We start from the raw sequence: 15994 nt of genomic DNA on the forward strand, positions 1-15994 counted from the left end.
CCACGAACAGTGCCAAATCCACCGCAACCTTCGTGGGCCAATCTAGACTCGGGCCGATGGAGGTCCACATCGACCTGACCGGGACGCGCGGTCACCGCGACGCGATCTACCGGCAGCTGCGCGCGGCCATCCTGGCCGGCCGGATCCGGCCCGGCGAGGCGCTGCCGCCGACCCGCGAGCTCGCGCAGCGGCTGGTGGTCTCCCGCACGACGGTCAGCGCGGCCTACGACCGGCTCACCGCCGAGGGGTTCCTCACCGGCCGCGTCGGCGCGGGCACGTTCGTCACCGCTTCGCCCGCGGAGCGCCCTTCGCCGGTCCTGGACGCTCCGGGGGTGCGGCCCCTGCCGGAATGGGACGCCGTGCCGCGCCCGCCCGCGCCCTTCGCCCCGGCGCCGGAGTTCGACTTCCGGCCGGGCGTCCCGGACCTTTCGCTGTTCCCGTTCGACACCTGGCGGCGGCTGATCACGCAGCGGCTGCGCGCGGGCCAAGCCGACCTGATGACCTACGGCGACCCGCAGGGTCACGCCGGGTTGCGCGCCGAGATCGCCCGGCACGTCGGCGTGTCGCGGGACGTCCGGGCGAGCGCGGCGCAGGTCGTCGTGACCGCCGGCGCCCAGCAGACGACCGACCTCGTCGCGCGGGTCCTGCTGCGGCACGGCGACCTCGCCGCCGTCGAAGACCCCGGCTACCCGCCGCCGCGGCTGGTGCTCGGCGCCCGCGGCATCCGCGTCGCGCCGGTGCCGGTGGACGCGTCCGGGATCGTCGTCGAGGCCATTCCGGCGGGCACGCGGCTGGTGTACGTGACGCCGTCGCACCAGTACCCGCTCGGCCTGTCGATGTCGCTGGACCGCCGGCTCGAGCTGCTGGACTGGGCCGAACGCAACGACGCCGTGCTCGTCGAGGACGACTACGACAGCGAGTTCCGCTACACCGGCCGGCCCCTGGAACCGTTGCACAGCCTGGATTCCCGGGGCCGCGTCGTGTACGTCGGCTCGTTCTCGAAGGTGCTCTCGCCGGCGTTGCGGCTGGGGTTCCTCGTCGCGCCGCCGTCGCTGGTGCCCGCGCTGGTCAAGGCCCGCTACCTCACCGACTGGCACGCACCGAACGTCGAGCAGGCGGCGCTGGCGGCGTTCCTGGCCGAAGGCGGCTTCGCCCGGCACGTCCGGCGGATGCGGAAGGTCTACCGCGCCCGGCACGAACTGCTGTCCCGCTCGCTGGCTTCGTTCGCGGACTTCCTTACGCCGCTGCCGTCGTCCGCGGGCCTGCACCTGAGCGCGGTTTCCGCGACGGACTGCGGCCCGCTGGTCCGCGCGGCGCGCCGTCGTGGCGTCCGGCTGTACTCGCTGGGCGACTTCGGGGTGGGGGAGCGGCGGCACGGGCTCGTCTTCGGTTACGGTGCGGTCGCGGCCGAGCGCATCGAGCCGGGACTGGCGCGGCTGCGCGCACTGGCGGACGAGGGGACGGCATGACCGACGACGTGATGGTGGCGATCGACGCCGGTCTGCGGCAGCACATCGGCGGCGACCGCGCGGGCGCGTATGCGACCTTCGCGGCCCTGTGGGCGTCGATCGGCGAAGACGGCGACCCGCTGCACCGCGTCGCGCTCGCCCACCACATGGCCGACGTCTGCGACGACCCGGCCGAGGAACTCGAGTGGGACCTGCTGGCCCTGGCGGCGGCCGACTCGCTGACCGACTCGCGAGCCCAGGAGTACCACGCGTCCCTGGCCGTGCGCGGGTTCTACCCGTCCCTGCACCTCAACCTCGGCGAGGACTACCGCAAGCTCGGTGATCTGGCGGCGGCCCGCGAGCAGCTGGCGCTGGCCCGCGCCCGCCTGGACGCCCTCGCCGACGACGACTACGCGGCCGGGATCCGCCTGGCGCTGGACGGCCTGGCCGAACGGCTCAGCTGAACCTCCCGCTTCACCACGAAGACGCCCCGTTTGCCGGACTTTCGCGGGGCGCTCCCGGGCCCTAACCTGTGGTGATCCAGCTCACCGACGGGAAGGATCGCCATGCGGATTGCGGATCTGCTGCGCAAGAAGGGGTCGGCGGTCGCGACGGTCACCCCGGAGACGACGGTGACGACGCTGCTGACCGGCCTGGCCGAACACAACGTCGGCGCAATGGTGGTGGTCGCCCCGGACGGATCGATCGCGGGCATCGTCTCGGAGCGCGACGTGGTCCGGCGCCTGAACGAGCACGGCCCGGCCCTGCTCGACGGCCCGGTGTCGGAGATCATGACGAAACTGGTGGCGAGCTGCACCCCGGACGACTCGGTGGACCAGCTGTCGGTCCTGATGACCGAACGCCGCATCCGGCACGTACCGGTGCTGGAGAACGGCAGGCTCGCGGGGATCGTGTCCATCGGGGACGTGGTGAAGAACCGGATGGAACAGCTGGAGCAGAGCCAGGAACAGCTGCAGGCCTACATTTCGCAGGGTTAGGTGACCGCTGGCAGAGCCGTGGGTCGGCCCATTTGCTCCTGGCCGACCCCGCTCCAGCGTTTCAGCAAATGAACTTGGCCACCCGCTGCGACGCCTGACGGTCGCACCTCGAAGGTACGGCATAGCCTCTTCGAGTGTATTCGCGAGAGGTCGTACTCTTGCGCGCGATTATTGCCCCCGTTGATTGGTGGCTGCGCAAATATATCGTTCAGTTTCGTTATTGCTGTAGTTTTCGCAGCTTTGAATATCAATATGGGGCGCCAATTCTGCCGGGGTTGATCATAGGCTTTGGCAATGTCGGAAGGTAGCTGTGGTGTTCACCTGGCATCCAGCCGACGAACGCTCCGAAGTTGGAATTTCACCAACTGGCCGTGTATTTTGTAATCAATTTTGTTTGTAACGCATGGGATGGGTTTTTCGACTATCTGACATTCCCGAGTGGTCGGAATGATCGTGGGCTTCGGTCGTCCGCGGGTGGATGGGTTCGAGAGGGGTGGCCTGGTCGTGGATCTAGGTTTGACTGGGGCGCAGGAGTCCGCTATCAGGCGTGCTGTCCTTGCGGGCGACTACAACCTCTTGCTAGGCGCCGGCGCAAGTCTCGAATCTATCGACACTGCTGGGGTTCCACTTCCGACGGGTATGCAACTGGCTAAGTTGATCGCTGATGAATTTGACGTACCGATGGAAGAGGGTGACCTCCTGTGGCGCGTATACTCGCGCGCAATTGAGAGTGTTGGACGCAGCGATGTCTACAAGTGGCTCAGGCAAAAATTCTGGGGCGTAAAACCTCCGAATTGGATGGATTTGCTCGCTCGTGCTCCGTGGTCAACGGTGTGGACGTTGAACATCGACGACTCGTTCGAGCAAGCGTACAGCCGCGTGGCAACCGATCTATCTCGCATTATCAGGGTGATCAACTGGGATGACGACTTCAAGCAAAGTCATGACTTGCAGGTTGTTCATCTACATGGCTGCGTAGACCGGAACACGCCGAGAAAATTGATCTTTTCCCTCAGTGAATATACGCAAGCTGGCACTTCGAGAGCGGCTTGGCCGCTCAATTTTCGTGATATGTACGGCGTCTCGCCATTTGTCATAATAGGTGCCCGATTGCGAGATGAGCCGGACATTGAGGCGGTGGTGGCGAATCGTACGCCAAGGCAAGATGCTCCAAGTTTATATGTGAACCCTTGGATATCTTCGGCTGCTGAGCGTGATATGGTCAGTTGGGGCCTGATTCCGATCAGGATGACGGCGGAGCAATTCGCTGAAGCTTGGTCCGAGCTTATCAAGATCGATCTCAGCAGGCCGCCAAGCCGACAAGATGAGCTGGCCCTTCGCGTCGGTAGGCAGTTCCGCGAACTTAACGAAAATCAAGCTGGAGCACCTGCTTCGCATGACTTCATCGGAGGCGATGCGCCTAGGTGGGGTGACGTTGTAAATGACAGGCATGCCGACCTTCAGTGGATTCAAAGTATTCGTAACGACTGTCGCGCTCTTGGGAAGCATGGTGTTGCAGCTTCTAGCGCAATCATATACGTCGGTGATCGACTTACTGGTCGAAGCGTTGGCCTCCTTGCAGCGGGAAAAGAGTTAAGGAGATTGTCTTGGCGGGTATTCCTATTTGACGACGACGAAAGAATCGATGTCGAAGCGATTCTTAGCTTTGCTGCGAGCGGGAGGGCGGTCGCTCTTCTTTTTGACACCATCGCCGACGTTGCCGATGATGTAGCGGAAATTTTGGTCAGAGCTCGCGGCATGAATCTGAGCGTATGTTGCGTGGCTGTCGATGGCATCGAGAAGGTTGCCAATATTCTGAGCCGATTGAGTGATGTATATCTAGTTCATCATCGTGTTGCAACGATCAGCTCAAAGCTGAGCAGGATCGACGCCACTCGCTTGGTTGACAAGCTGAACGATATGACGAGACTAGGAGTCCTTGAGGGAAAAAAGGACAGTGTCAGAATTGCGCATTTCCGAAATCGGGAGATATTCGACGGGATGGCGCAGTTGGAGAATGCGCCAGGATTTGGGCGGCGGATAACCAGTCTTGTGAAGTCGTTGAGATCAGAGCAGGACTTGAGGATTTTGCTGCTGGCGTCGTTCGCTGCTCGGCTATCGCGACGCCTGCTCATCATCGATGTGGCGCGCGCTCTTGATGTCGATAGTGATCGAATCGAAGGTATTGTTCAGGGGAACGGTAATCTTGCAGCCACCGTGAGAATTGATGGTCGATGGCTGGTGGCGAAGAACCGGTGGATGGCGCTGGACCCATCGATCGAGAAAATTGGCGCTAAAAATGCATTGGATTTTTTGGCTGCTGCGCTTAGTCGAATGGGCCCGAGGCTCAGTCGTGCAAGTCAGCGTGAGCGCAATGCAACATCAATGCTGGTCGGTTCGGTTATGGTATACCATAACTTGGCCGAAGTATTCCCGGGGCTTGACCTGGAGCCGTGGTACGAGTCCCTGGCTTCAACGTTTGGGTCGTGGAGTTCTCGATACTGGGAACAGCGAGCGATCATGTGCAGAACGCTGGGTCGCCAAAGACCTGAAATCCTCGCCCGAGCTGAGTCGTTTGCGCTGCGTGGTGTGAATATTGTACGTGACGCATATAGTTTGACTACCCTTGGGACCGTACTTTTGACAAAGGCTGAACTCGGCTCAGAAGAAGAAATCGTCCCGTATTATGATCGTGCTTTCGACGCTTTCGATGCAGCCAGCGAGGAAGACCCGGCGAATCTGGTCACGTGGCTAGCATTTTTGAGGTATTCGCTTCGTGTGCTCGAGAGAGTAGTAAATCATGAGGCAGTCTTCGATGCTGACGTGGTCGAGCGTCTCCGCGACGACTGGCACCGTATTCATGCTTCGATTGCTGTTGTGGCTGGGAATAATGATTCCGTGAAGCGTGAACTTCTGGGTTTGCAAAGACGATATAAGTCTCTCATGTGAGAGATTTGCAGCGTTGGTTGGTGTTGTTGAGGCGTTGTTGTGAGCCTTGGCTGACGTGTCACCGCTACTCCCGCCAGCCCGACAGTTCCACGCCCTTCGCGACATCCACCCGGTAGGACAGCGTCACCTTCCGGGTTTCCCCGGGCGCCAGCGTCAGCCGCCAGGTGAACTCGCCCAGCGCCGACGTCTCCACCGGGTCCGGCGACGTCTTCACGTCCCGCACCGTGATCGTGTCGTCCCGCGAGACCGGCGCCTGGTCCAGCACCGTCACCTCCGCCGGTCGCGGCCCGTGGTTGCCGACCGAAATCTCGTACTCCGCCTCACGCCGTTTCTGGCCCGACAGCGTCGCCTTCGAAGCCGTGCGGCGGACCAGTTCGCGCTCCACGCGGATCCGGTCGTCGACCCCCAGCGCCAGCTCGAGTTCTTCCCCGGGGGCCCACGGCTCGAGCACCGTCGTCCCGACGAACTCCGTGTCGTGGAACACCGAAGCGCGGCCCGGCCGCAAGGCCTGCTCCGAAGTGTTGACGACGGTCGCCCGCAAGTACGCCTCCTCCGCCACAACCGGCGCCGTGACGTACCCCAGCGATGCGGTGAGATCCAGCTGCGCCAACGTGGTCCGGTGGCCGGACGCTCCCGACGGCACCGCCACCGGCCGCGAAGGCCGGTACGTCACCGCCGTCGTGCCCTGCTCGACCGACGCCAGCTTCGGCGCCATCGCCGGCGCCGCGGACAGCCGGGCCATCCGCGCGCCTTCCGGGATTCCGCCACCCGCCCCGCCGTAGGCCGCCGCAGGAGTCGCGGGGATCGGGTGGACCCGGTCCAGGTACCAGGGCGAGAGTTCCGGGACCACCACCGACACCGCCGGCCGGGCCGTCGACAGCGCCAGGTCGCACTCCGGCCAGTCTTCGCCCGTGTACTGGCTGACCAGCCCGTACGACACCACGGTGACGTCGGTGCCGCGCACCCGGACGTCGTAACCCGGCTCCCAGCTCGCGCCGGGGACCACATAGGACAGTTCCAGCTCGGCTTCCCCCGACGGCTCGGAGATTTCCAGCTCCACGACCACCGAAGTGCTGTCCCGCCCGGCCTGCGCGCCCTGCGCCTCGATCCGCCGGTCGAGCGCGGCGAGGTCCTCGCGCAGCCGCGCGATCCGCTCGCTCAGCGCCCGCCGGGCCTTCAACGCCGAAGCGAGCCGCCCGCTCAGCGCGTCGGTGACTTCGGCGACGCGCGAGGGTTCGGCGGTGCCGGCGGCGAGGGCCTTCGCGAAGCTGCCGCCGCTGCGCTTCGCGAGCGAAGTCAGCAGATCCACCTTCATCGTCTCGGCCGCTTCGTCGTCCAGGACGCCGTCGAGCGTGGCCTGGTCGGTCCGCCGTTGCTCGACGAGCGCCTCCAGCGCCGCGTCGGCCGGGGCGGCGTGCCACTCGGTGCGCACGTCGACGCCGGTGATCAGCGCGGGCCCGGTGCCGGTGACGCGCACCGAAGCCGGGTCCAACGCCGGCGGCAGCCCGGCGAACGTCAGGCGTGGCCCGCCGTCGAGCGGGGCCTTGCCCCGGCGGGTGATCCGCGCCTGCTGCGGGTAGACGGTCACGGCGGCAATCGGCGCTTCCACGGTCGGCATGCCTCCGACGTTAGTCTCTTGACACCCCCGCGGGCGGACCGGAAGTGTCTTCAGACGTCCGCTTCGCCCGGCTTGGGGGTTTGAGTGAAAGCCGCAGTCCTGCTCGCCGCCGTCCTCGCGCTGCCGCTGACCGCGGGCGTCGCCGAAGCCGCGCCACCGGCCCCGGTGTTCACCGGCGGCCAGGCGCAACCGGTGTTCGACCCGGCCGACGTCGTCCGCGAAGACGTCTGGGTCACCGCGCCGGTCGACAGCGACCACGACGGCACCGACGACCTCGTGCACGCCCAGGTCGTGCGCCCGCGCGCGACCCAGCAGGGGCTGAAGGTACCGGTCGTCTACCAGGCCAGCCCGTACTACGCCGGCGGCAACGACGTCGCCAACCACGACGTCGACGTCGAGCTGTACGCGCCGGGGTACGCCCGCGGCAAGGAAGGCCCGCGCGTCGCCGCGCACGGCGTCGGCCCGGCCACCCCGATCACTGGCGCTACCAGGACTACTTCACCGCGCGCGGGTTCGCCGTCGTCTACGGCGAATCGCTCGGCAGCGGCCTCTCGACCGGCTGCCCGACCACCGGTGACGTCAACGAGACGATCGGCGCGCGCTCGGTCGTCGACTGGCTCAACGGCCGCACGCCGGCGCGGGACGCGAACGGCGCCGCGGCGAAGGCGGACTGGAGCACCGGCAAGACCGGCATGATGGGCGTGTCCTACAACGGGACGCTGCCCAACGCCGTGGCCAGCACCGGGGTCGCCGGGCTCGAGACGATCGTGCCGATCGCCGCCATCTCCAGCTGGTACCAGTACTACCGCAACGACGGCGCGGTCGTCGCCGCCGGCGGGTTCCAGGGCGAGGACGCCGACGTGCTCGCCGAGTACGTCTACACCCGCGCCGACCGGCAGGTCTGCCGCCCGGTGATCGACGGCCTGACCCGCGACCAGGACCGCGTCACCGGTGACTACACGCCGTTCTGGGACGTCCGGAACTATCGCAACGACGTCGCCAAGGTGCACGCGTCGGTGCTGGCGGTGCACGGCCTCAACGACTGGAACGTCAAGACCGACCAGGTCGCCGAGTGGTACGAGGCGCTGAAGGCCCGCGGGGTCGAGCACAAGATCTGGCTGCACCAGTCCGGCCACGCCGACCCGTACTCGCTGCGGCGCGACGTCTGGCTCGCGACGCTGAACAAGTGGATGTCGCACTACCTTTACGGCATCGACAACGGCATCCAGCGCGAGCCGAAGGCGACGATCCAGCGCGAGGACCTGTCCTGGACCGACGAGGCCGACTGGCCCGCGCCGGGCACCACGGACGTCCGCGTGTACCCGTGGCCGGGCGGCCGCTCGAAGGGCACGATCGACACCCGCAACCCGGTGCCGGGCACGGCGGCCGTGGAAACCCTCGCCGACGACTCGGCGAAGACGATCGAGCAGCTGGCCGGCCTCGCCTCCTCCGGCAACCGCCTGCTGTACGCGACTCCGGCGGCGAAGCAGGCCGTCCGGCTGTCCGGCACCGCCCGCGCCGACCTGGCGCTGGCGTTCGACCGGCCCGCGGCCAACGTCTCGGCGATCCTGCTCGACCGGGCTCCCGACGGCACGTCCCACGTGATCAGCCGCGGCTGGACCGACCCGCAGAACCGCACGTCCCCGGCCCGCACCGAGCCGATCACGCCCGGGCAGACCTACCGGATCGGCGTCGAGCTGATGCCGAAGGACTACATCCTGGCGGCCGGCCACCGGCTGGAGTTCCTGCTGGCCTCCAGCGACCACGACTACACGCTGCGCCCGAAGCCGGGCGCGGGGCTGGCGCTCGACCTGACGAAGACGGCGGTGACGCTCCCGGTCACCGGCGGCAAGCCCGCGCTGCGAGCCGCGTTCGGCTGATGCTGCCGGAGCACCTGCACGCCGACGTCCGGACGCTGTGGGAGTACCACGACCTGCGGCACGAGCCGCGGCGCTCGGACGTCGGGATCGGCCTCGGCAGCCGGGACCCCGGCGTGGCCGCCCACACGGCGGAGCTGTTCCACGCCGGGCGGTTCCCGCTGGTCGTCTTCACCGGGGCCAACGCGCCCACGACGGTGGACCGCTTCCCGCGCGGCGAGGCGGTCCACTACCGCGAGATCGCGCTGGAACTGGGCGTGCCCGGCGACGTCATCCTGGTCGAGCCGCAGGCCCGCAACACCGGCGAGAACATCGCGTTCACCCGGCGCCTGCTGCCCGGGCGCGAGATCCGGTCCGTGACGCTGGTGACGCGGCCGTACGCGCAACGCCGAGCCTACGCGACGGCCAAGCGGCTCTGGCCGGAGGTCGACGTCGTGTGCGCGTCGAAGGCGGTCTCGTTCGAGGAGCACGTCGGCGGCGAAGAAGACGCCGAGCGGGTGATCGGCATGCTCGTCGGCGAGACGCAGCGGATCACCGAGTACGCCGAGCAGGGGTTCGCCATCCCGCAGCACGTCCCCGCCGAGGTCCGGCGGGCCTCCGGCCGGCTGGCCGACGCGGGGTTCACCCAGCGGCTGATCCGCGCCGACGATCACTCAGTGTAACGATTTTCGCAGGTCAGGCGACTTACCGGCGTTCTACCCGCTGCGAGAGGACCCGCCATGACCTCGACCGCCGACCCCGCCTTGAAGAGCCTGCGCACCCAGCTGTCCGGAGCCGTGCTGACCGACGGCGAACCCGGTTACGACGTCGCCCGGTCGGTCTGGAACGGCGAGATCGACCGCCGTCCCGCGGTGGTGGTGCGGCCCGCCGGGCCCGCGGACGTGGCGACCGCGCTCGCCTACGCGCGCGAAGCCGGCCTCGACGTCTCGGTGCGCGGCGGCGGCCACAACTTCGGCGGCGCGGCCGTCGTGGAGGGTGGTCTCTGCCTGGACCTGAGCTCCCTGGCCGCGATCACGGTCGACCCCGACGGCCGGACCGCGCGCTGCGGCGGCGGGACGACCTGGGCGCAGCTCGATGCCGCCACGCAGGCGTACGCACTCGCGGTGCCGGGCGGCACGGTCAGCCACACCGGCGTCGGCGGCCTCACCCTCGGCGGCGGCTTCGGCTGGCTCACCGGCAAGCACGGCCTGTCCTGCGACAACCTGCTGTCGGCCGAGCTCGTCACCGCCGACGGCGAAATCCTGCGCGTGTCCGCCGAGGAGCACCCCGACCTGTTCTGGGCGCTGCGCGGCGGCGGCGGCAACTTCGGCGTCGTCACCGAGTTCGAGTTCCGGCTGCACCCGGTCGGCCCGGTCGTCCACCTCGGGCTGCTCTTCTACGGCCTCGACGACGGCGTGGCCGTGCTGCGGCACGCCCGCGAGCTGCTCCGGACGTTGCCGGGCGAACTGGGCGTGCTCGTCGCCGGGCTCAACGCCCCGCCCGCGCCGTTCGTCCCCGAAGCGTTCCACTTCCGGCCGGGCTACGCCGTGCTGATCGCCGGCTTCGACGGGGAAGAACAGCACGCCGGGGCGATCGAGGCGGCGCGCTCCGGGCCGGCGCCGCTGTTCGAGTTCGTCTCGCCGATCCCGTACGTCGAGCTGCAGCGGTTGATCGACGGCGCCGCGCCGTGGGGGATCCTCGGCTACGAGAAAGCCGCCTTCGCCGAGGAGTTCACCGACGAGGTGATCCAGGTGATCGCGGACTTCCTGCCGCGCAAGAGCTCGCCGATGTCGATCATGCCGATCTTCGCGCTGCGCGGCGCGTTCGCCGAGGCCGCCGACGACGGCACGGCCTTCGGCGGCGCGCGGCGGACGTGCCTGGCCGTGAACATCGCCGCGCTCGCCGCCGAACCGGAACCGTTCGCGGCCGACCGGGCCTGGGTGCGGGAGTTCTGGACGGCGCTGGCGCCGCTGTCGGCCAACGCGGGCGGGTACGTCAACTTCATGGCCGAGTACGAAGCCGACCGCGTCCGGACGTCTTACGGCCCGGGCAAGTACGAACGGCTGGCCCGCATCAAGGCGGCGTACGACCCGCGGAACGTGTTCCACCACAACGCGAACATCCCGCCGGCACCCTAGGGAGCTCAGCCGGCGATGCCCGCCCGGTAGGCGAACGCGACCGCCTGCGCGCGGTCGCGCAGCCCGGCCTTGGCGAACAGGTGGTTCACGTGGGTCTTCACGGTCGCCTCGCTCACCACCAGCGTTCGGGCGATCTCGGTGTTCGACAGGCCGGCCGCGATCAGCCGCAGTACCTCGATCTCGCGCGCGGTCAGGCCTTCGACCTCCTTGACGGGCCGCGGGGTGCTGCGGGCGGCGGCTTCGACGAGCCGCCGCTGCAGCTCGCCGTCCACAGTGGACTGTCCGGCGGCGGCCGAGCGCAGCGCCCGCGCGATGGCTTCGGCGTCGGCGTCCTTGGTGAGGAACCCGCGGGCGCCGGCGCGCAACGCGGCCAGCAGCGCTTCGTCGTCGGCGTAGGTGGTCAGGACGACGACCTCGGTGCCGGGGTGCTCGGCGCGGATCCGTTCGGTGGTCTCGACGCCGTCGCAGCGCGGCATCCGCAGGTCCACCAGCACGACGTCGGGCCGGTGCGCGGCGACCAGGTCGAGCGCGGCGAGCCCGTCGGCCGCGGCGCCGACCACCTCGATGCCCGGCAGCAGCCCGAGCAGCGTCACCAGGCCCTCCCGGACGACCGCCTGGTCGTCGGCCAGCACGACGCGCAGCGTCACGCCGGCACCGTCAGGTGAATCCGCCATCCGTCCTCCCCCGGTCCGCTCTCCAGCCGCCCGTCGAGCAGCGCGACCCGTTCGCCCATCCCGCGCAAACCGTAGCCTGCCGCCGGTGCGTCCGGCGGGCGCCTGCCCTGCCGGTCGGCCACGGTCAGGTGCACCGCCGCGTCGGTGTAGCCCAGGGTGACGTCGACGTCGGCCTGCGCCGCGTGCTTGCGGGTGTTGGCCAGCGCCTCCTGCACCGCGCGGACGAGGGCGGTGCCGACGGCCGGGTCGAGTTCGCGCGGCTCGCCTTCGACCGCCAGGTCCGCGCGGGCGCCGCTGTCGAGCCGGTACGCGGCGAGGAGGTCCGCGATCGCGCGTTCGACGCCGACGGCGTCCTCGCGCAGCGCGGCCACGGCCTTGCGTGCTTCGGCGAGGCCCTCCGCCGCCAGCGTCTGCGCGCGTTCGATCTGGGCGACGGCGTCCGGGCTCGCGCCGTCGCGCACCAGCATCAGCCGGGCGCCCTGCAGGTTCAGCGAAAGCCCGGCGAGCGAGTGCGCCAGGACGTCGTGCAGCTCGCGGGCGATGCGGGCGCGTTCGGCGAGGGCGGCCGCGCGGGCGTGCTCCTCGTTGGCGGTCTGCGCGCGGGCCAGCGCGAGCTCGGTCTGTTCGATGCGGGCCAGCCGGGCGCGCCGGTTCAGCCCGAGCAGCACGATCACGACGACGGCCGCGTACGTGGGCAGGGCGCCCTGCCAGGTGCCGTGCAGGACGGCCCAGCAGGTGATCGCGGCGACGTCGATCGCCACGGCCAGCACGATCGGGCCGGTCCGCTGCTTGAGGACGACGAAGAAGGTGGTGCCGAACAGCGTCACCGACGCCCAGCTGTTCGGCACCACCGCCAGCAGCGCGGCCGCGGCGGCGATCACGGCAAGGGCGACGGCCGGCGCCCACCGGTGCGCGGTGGCGTCGTGCAGCCACAGGATCGGCACCGACAGGGCCAGGGTGAGTCCGATCAGGACCCAGGCGAGGGCGTTCGCGCGCGGCATCGCGGCGAACATCGGCCCGGCGACGAGCGCCCAGCGCAGCCAGTCCTGCGCCTGCGGCCGTCGGATCGTCATGTCGGGTCCTCCGCGGGGTGCTTGTACGGAAAATGTACCGGCGCGGACTTCTCTGGGTGGCGTCAAGCTGTCCCGTTCGTCAGGAGGTTCTCCCATGTCCAGGTTGCGACGGCTCGCCCTGCTCGCCGCCGCCGCGGCGCTGCCCGCGCTCGGCCTCACCCTCGCCGGCCAGGCGACCGCCTCGGCCGCGCCGAACTTCCAGGTGCCGTTCAAGTGCGGGGTCACGGTGACCGCGGCGACGTTCAGCGGCCACAGCCCGGCGTACTCGGTCGACTTCCAGAAGGACGGCATCTCCGGCATGCCGGTGCTCGCGGCGGCGTCCGGCACGGTGACCCGGGTGGCCGACGAAGGCAGCACGAGCTACGGCAAGTGGATCGAGCTGGACCACGGCGGCGGCTGGCGCACCCGCTACGCGCACCTGTCGGCGCAGGAGGTCTCGGTCGGGCAGTCGGTGGGTCTCGGCAAGGAGATCGGCAAGGCCGGCGCGACCGGCGGCGTCACCGGCCCGCACCTGCACTTCGAAGAGCGCCTGGACGGCGTGGTGCAGAAGGCCGCGCTGAACGGCGTGGCGGTGCCGTACTACGGCCACACGAACTTCACCAGCAAGAACCACTGCGGCGGCAACCCGTACTCCGCCGAGGAGGTCTGCGGGTCGGGCTTCTCCGTGGTGGACCAGCAGGCCCTGGCGAACTCCTCGGGCACGGCGTACCTGCTGTACAACGCCTCGACCAAGGCGAACTGCGTGACGACCCTGAAGGCGACGTCGCTGGGCACGGCCAGCCCGGTCGCGGCGTTCTTGGAGGTCCAGGGTTCGGCGCGGGTGACCGACTCCGGCAGTTTCACGTACTACGCGGGACCGGTGAAGAAGACGGCCGGCTCCACGTGCGTGAAGTGGGGCGGTTCGGTGGGCGCGAACACGTACGAGAGCGGCTTCGAGCACTGCGGCTGAGGTGCGACGCCCGGGGCTTGGCCTGGACTCCGCAAAGGGGTCGGTGGCACTCGGGCCTCCGCTCCGGGCCGGGCGCCGCTACCCGGAGCCTCGCAAGGCGACCGGTGTCATCCGGAGCCCCGCAAGATCAGTCTCCGGCCGGTGGGGCCGGGCAGCATAGCCCGCCCCACCGACAGGAACGCCCCGCCCGGCCCTCGCCGGGCGGGTTCTGTCCACATCGGCCCCGCCGATCCACAGATTTGCCGCCACCGCCCCATCCGGCCCCGTCCTGCCCCACCGTGGAGGCATGACCACTGCCACCCCGGCCGGCCGCCCGCCGGCCGACCTCCGAGAGCCCGCGCAGCTGCTGGCCGCCCTCCCGTACCTGATCGGCTTCCGGCCCGCGAAGTCGGTCGTCCTGCTCGGCCACCTGCCGCCCGCGAACGACCCGGGCCTGATCCTGCGCGGCGACCTCCCGCGCCGCGAACACCGGGCCCACCAGGCCCGCGCGCTGGCGTCCCGGTTCGCCACGGGCTCGCACGTCGGCGTGTCGCTGGCCGTCGTGGGCGGCCGGCGAAGACCCGGCAGCCCGCCACCGCACGCGGGCTTCGTCGACGCCTTGAGAGACGAGCTGGCCGATATCGGCCTCCCGGTCCTGCACGCCCTGTGGGCGGCCACCATCACGGAGGGCGCCCCCTGGGGCTGTTACCTGAACGCGGACTGCGGCGGCGAGCTCCCGGACCCCCGCGCAACGGTGACGGCGGCCGAGGCCACCGAGCGCGGCACGGTGGCGTTCGACAGCCGCGACGAGCTCGAGGCCCTGCTGACCCCACGATCACCGGAAGCGCTGACCCGCCGTTCGGCCGCCTTGTCGCAGCTGCCGTGCCCACCGAGCCCGGACCTGAACGAAGCGGCATCGGCGATCCGTGCGGCGTTCTTCCGCCAGCGGCGCGGCGAAGGACCGCCGACGGACGAAGAAGCGGTGAGCGTGGCGAGCGCGTTGACGCTCCCCGAGATCCGCGACGTGTGCCTGGCGATGGCGATTCCTTCGGAGACGTCCGAGGCGCGGGAAGCCGAGCGCATGTGGCTGACGCTGGTCCGGGAGATCCCACCCCCGGAGCGCGCGGAAGCAGCGGTCCTGCTGGGCTTCACGGCCTACATGCGCGGCGACGGCGCGTTCGCGGGCATGGCCCTGGAGAACGCCCTGGAGGCGGCCCCGGACCACGTGCTGGCAAGACTGCTGAAGACGGTCCTGGACCGGGGAACGGCACCGGAGGTGATCCGCGGCCTGGCCGAGGCCGCGGCCGACCCGGTGGCCGCCTTCGGCCTGGAGCCGGCGGATTTCGACGCGGAGCGAGCGGTGTGAGGGCTGGTTGAGCTTGATCCTCCTGCTGACGTCGGGCACGGGGCTACACGAACGCGCCGGCATTCGTGTGATCCTGAAGCTGATTCATCGGTTCGTTGCACCACCTGCTTGAGGTGGTTGTCGTCAAGGAGGTGGTGCAACGGCGGCGCTCCCGAACACCTCGTTCGTTCAGGATGGCCGTGTCGAAGGTGTTCGGTGGCTGAGCCGGGAAAACCGTGCTGTGGCGCCCAACAGCGTGGTTGCGGCGGCTGTGGCGAGGGCAAGCGGTTGACCGGCGATGATGAGCACGGTCGTGAAAACCAAGACGACCACGAGAACCGCCATCGAAAAAAGGGCGGCTGAACCGCACTGTCGACGAGGTGTGATCGGTAAGCGACGGGGAAGGCTCATTGAATACTCCTGTGTCGTGCGGTTGCGCCGCGCGGGTGGTCGGTCAGAACTCGTCGTCGCGGATCATGCCGCGCAGCCGGGTGAGGGCCCGGTGCTGCGTCACGCGGACGTTGCCCGGGGAGATCCCGAGCGCTTCGGCGGTTTCGGTCGCCGAGAAGCCGACGGCGATGCGCAGGGTCAGGATTTCCTGCTGCACGCGCGGCAGCGAGGCGAGCAGCCGGCCGAGCCGGGCGCCGAGGTCGAGGTGCAGCGCGTGGCTTTCCGGTTCGTTGCCGGCGAGCAGCGGGCGCTCGGGGAGCTCGGGGACGGGCTCAGAGCGGTCGCGGGCGACGGCGCGGTAGGCGTCGGCGACCTTGTTCGCGGCGATCGCGTGGACGAGGTAGAGGAAGGAGCCGCCGCGGTCCTGGTAGTCGGGCAGGGCCTTGAGCACGGCCAGGCAGACTTCCTGGGCGACGTCGTCGGCCGAGAGGTAGGAGAGGTCGCGCCCGCCCATCCGCGCGCGGCAGTAGCGGACCACCACGGGCTCGATCATCTGGAGCAGCGAGTGGATGGCGGC

12 protein-coding genes and 1 pseudogene are annotated in these 15994 nt (G+C 69.2%); 9 read left to right on the plus strand and 4 right to left on the minus strand.

Going from position 1 to position 15994, the window contains the following annotated elements; all coding sequences use genetic code 11:
• Positions 1-56 precede the first annotated feature (56 nt).
• From C2L59_RS22995 to C2L59_RS23010, 4 genes are all read left to right on the plus strand, one after another.
• Positions 57-1469, plus strand: coding sequence for a PLP-dependent aminotransferase family protein (locus tag C2L59_RS22995; RefSeq protein ID WP_103351575.1), 1413 nt, complete (start codon positions 57-59; stop codon positions 1467-1469).
• Complete coding sequence (locus tag C2L59_RS23000) at positions 1466-1912, plus strand: hypothetical protein (RefSeq protein ID WP_103351576.1); 447 nt, start codon at positions 1466-1468, stop codon at positions 1910-1912. Before C2L59_RS22995 ends, C2L59_RS23000 begins: the two co-directional genes overlap by 4 nt.
• 102 nt (positions 1913-2014) lie before the next feature.
• On the plus strand, positions 2015-2446 hold the full coding sequence (locus C2L59_RS23005; protein ID WP_103351577.1) for a CBS domain-containing protein: 432 nt from the start codon (positions 2015-2017) through the stop codon (positions 2444-2446).
• A gap of 447 nt (positions 2447-2893) precedes the next feature.
• Positions 2894-5395: an SIR2 family protein gene (locus C2L59_RS23010; RefSeq protein WP_103351578.1), complete on the plus strand. Its 2502-nt coding sequence runs from the start codon at positions 2894-2896 to the stop codon at positions 5393-5395.
• A gap of 64 nt (positions 5396-5459) precedes the next feature.
• Here the strand turns inward: C2L59_RS23010 and C2L59_RS23015 are convergent, their stop codons facing one another.
• Complete coding sequence (locus C2L59_RS23015; RefSeq protein WP_103351579.1) at positions 5460-7013, minus strand: DUF4139 domain-containing protein; 1554 nt, start codon at positions 7011-7013, stop codon at positions 5460-5462.
• An 84-nt stretch (positions 7014-7097) separates the two neighbouring features.
• Here C2L59_RS23015 and C2L59_RS23020 point away from each other — a divergent pair.
• From C2L59_RS23020 to C2L59_RS23030, 3 genes and pseudogenes are all read left to right on the plus strand, one after another.
• Positions 7098-8893: pseudogene (locus C2L59_RS23020) on the plus strand (Xaa-Pro dipeptidyl-peptidase).
• Positions 8893-9552 carry a YdcF family protein gene (locus C2L59_RS23025; protein WP_103351580.1) on the plus strand — a complete coding sequence of 220 codons (660 nt, stop codon included), beginning with the start codon at positions 8893-8895 and terminating at the stop codon, positions 9550-9552. The pseudogene C2L59_RS23020 and the gene C2L59_RS23025 overlap by 1 nt, the downstream one beginning before the upstream one ends.
• A 57-nt stretch (positions 9553-9609) precedes the next feature.
• Entirely contained in the window at positions 9610-11007 is a 1398-nt protein-coding gene (locus C2L59_RS23030; RefSeq protein ID WP_103351581.1) for an FAD-binding oxidoreductase, read from the plus strand.
• Positions 11008-11012: 5 nt separating this feature from the next.
• Here C2L59_RS23030 and C2L59_RS23035 read toward each other — a convergent pair whose 3' ends face one another.
• Together C2L59_RS23035 and C2L59_RS23040 are read right to left on the minus strand one after the other, a co-directional pair.
• Positions 11013-11654, minus strand: a complete 642-nt coding sequence (locus C2L59_RS23035) for a response regulator transcription factor (protein WP_103351582.1) — start codon at positions 11652-11654, stop codon at positions 11013-11015.
• Positions 11651-12754: a sensor histidine kinase gene (locus tag C2L59_RS23040; RefSeq protein WP_103351583.1), complete on the minus strand. Its 1104-nt coding sequence runs from the start codon at positions 12752-12754 to the stop codon at positions 11651-11653. Before C2L59_RS23040 ends, C2L59_RS23035 begins: the two co-directional genes overlap by 4 nt.
• 94 nt (positions 12755-12848) lie before the next feature.
• Between C2L59_RS23040 and C2L59_RS23045 the strand changes: the two genes are divergently transcribed.
• Together C2L59_RS23045 and C2L59_RS23050 are read left to right on the plus strand one after the other, a co-directional pair.
• Positions 12849-13703: a M23 family metallopeptidase gene (locus C2L59_RS23045; protein WP_103351584.1), complete on the plus strand. Its 855-nt coding sequence runs from the start codon at positions 12849-12851 to the stop codon at positions 13701-13703.
• Positions 13704-13989: 286 nt separating this feature from the next.
• Positions 13990-15048, plus strand: a complete 1059-nt coding sequence (locus tag C2L59_RS23050; RefSeq protein WP_103351585.1) for a DUF4192 domain-containing protein — start codon at positions 13990-13992, stop codon at positions 15046-15048.
• A gap of 433 nt (positions 15049-15481) precedes the next feature.
• On the opposite strand, the gene shbA is transcribed toward C2L59_RS23050, so the two are convergent.
• On the minus strand, positions 15482-15994 hold a 513-nt coding region (shbA, locus tag C2L59_RS23055), incomplete at its 5' end, for an RNA polymerase sigma factor ShbA (RefSeq protein WP_103350210.1).

This window comes from Amycolatopsis sp. CA-128772 (genome assembly GCF_002904295.1).
Lineage (GTDB): Bacteria > Actinomycetota > Actinomycetes > Mycobacteriales > Pseudonocardiaceae > Amycolatopsis.

Coding starts and splice junctions, on each gene's coding strand:
- C2L59_RS22995 (WP_103351575.1), top strand. CDS start 57: ATGGAGGTCCACATCGACCTGACCGGGACGCGCGGTCACCGCGACGCG.
- C2L59_RS23000 (WP_103351576.1), top strand. CDS start 1,466: ATGACCGACGACGTGATGGTGGCGATCGACGCCGGTCTGCGGCAGCAC.
- C2L59_RS23005 (WP_103351577.1), top strand. CDS start 2,015: ATGCGGATTGCGGATCTGCTGCGCAAGAAGGGGTCGGCGGTCGCGACG.
- C2L59_RS23010 (WP_103351578.1), top strand. CDS start 2,894: ATGATCGTGGGCTTCGGTCGTCCGCGGGTGGATGGGTTCGAGAGGGGT.
- C2L59_RS23015 (WP_103351579.1), bottom strand. CDS start 7,013: ATGCCGACCGTGGAAGCGCCGATTGCCGCCGTGACCGTCTACCCGCAG.
- C2L59_RS23025 (WP_103351580.1), top strand. CDS start 8,893: ATGCTGCCGGAGCACCTGCACGCCGACGTCCGGACGCTGTGGGAGTAC.
- C2L59_RS23030 (WP_103351581.1), top strand. CDS start 9,610: ATGACCTCGACCGCCGACCCCGCCTTGAAGAGCCTGCGCACCCAGCTG.
- C2L59_RS23040 (WP_103351583.1), bottom strand. CDS start 12,754: ATGACGATCCGACGGCCGCAGGCGCAGGACTGGCTGCGCTGGGCGCTC.
- C2L59_RS23045 (WP_103351584.1), top strand. CDS start 12,849: ATGTCCAGGTTGCGACGGCTCGCCCTGCTCGCCGCCGCCGCGGCGCTG.
- C2L59_RS23050 (WP_103351585.1), top strand. CDS start 13,990: ATGACCACTGCCACCCCGGCCGGCCGCCCGCCGGCCGACCTCCGAGAG.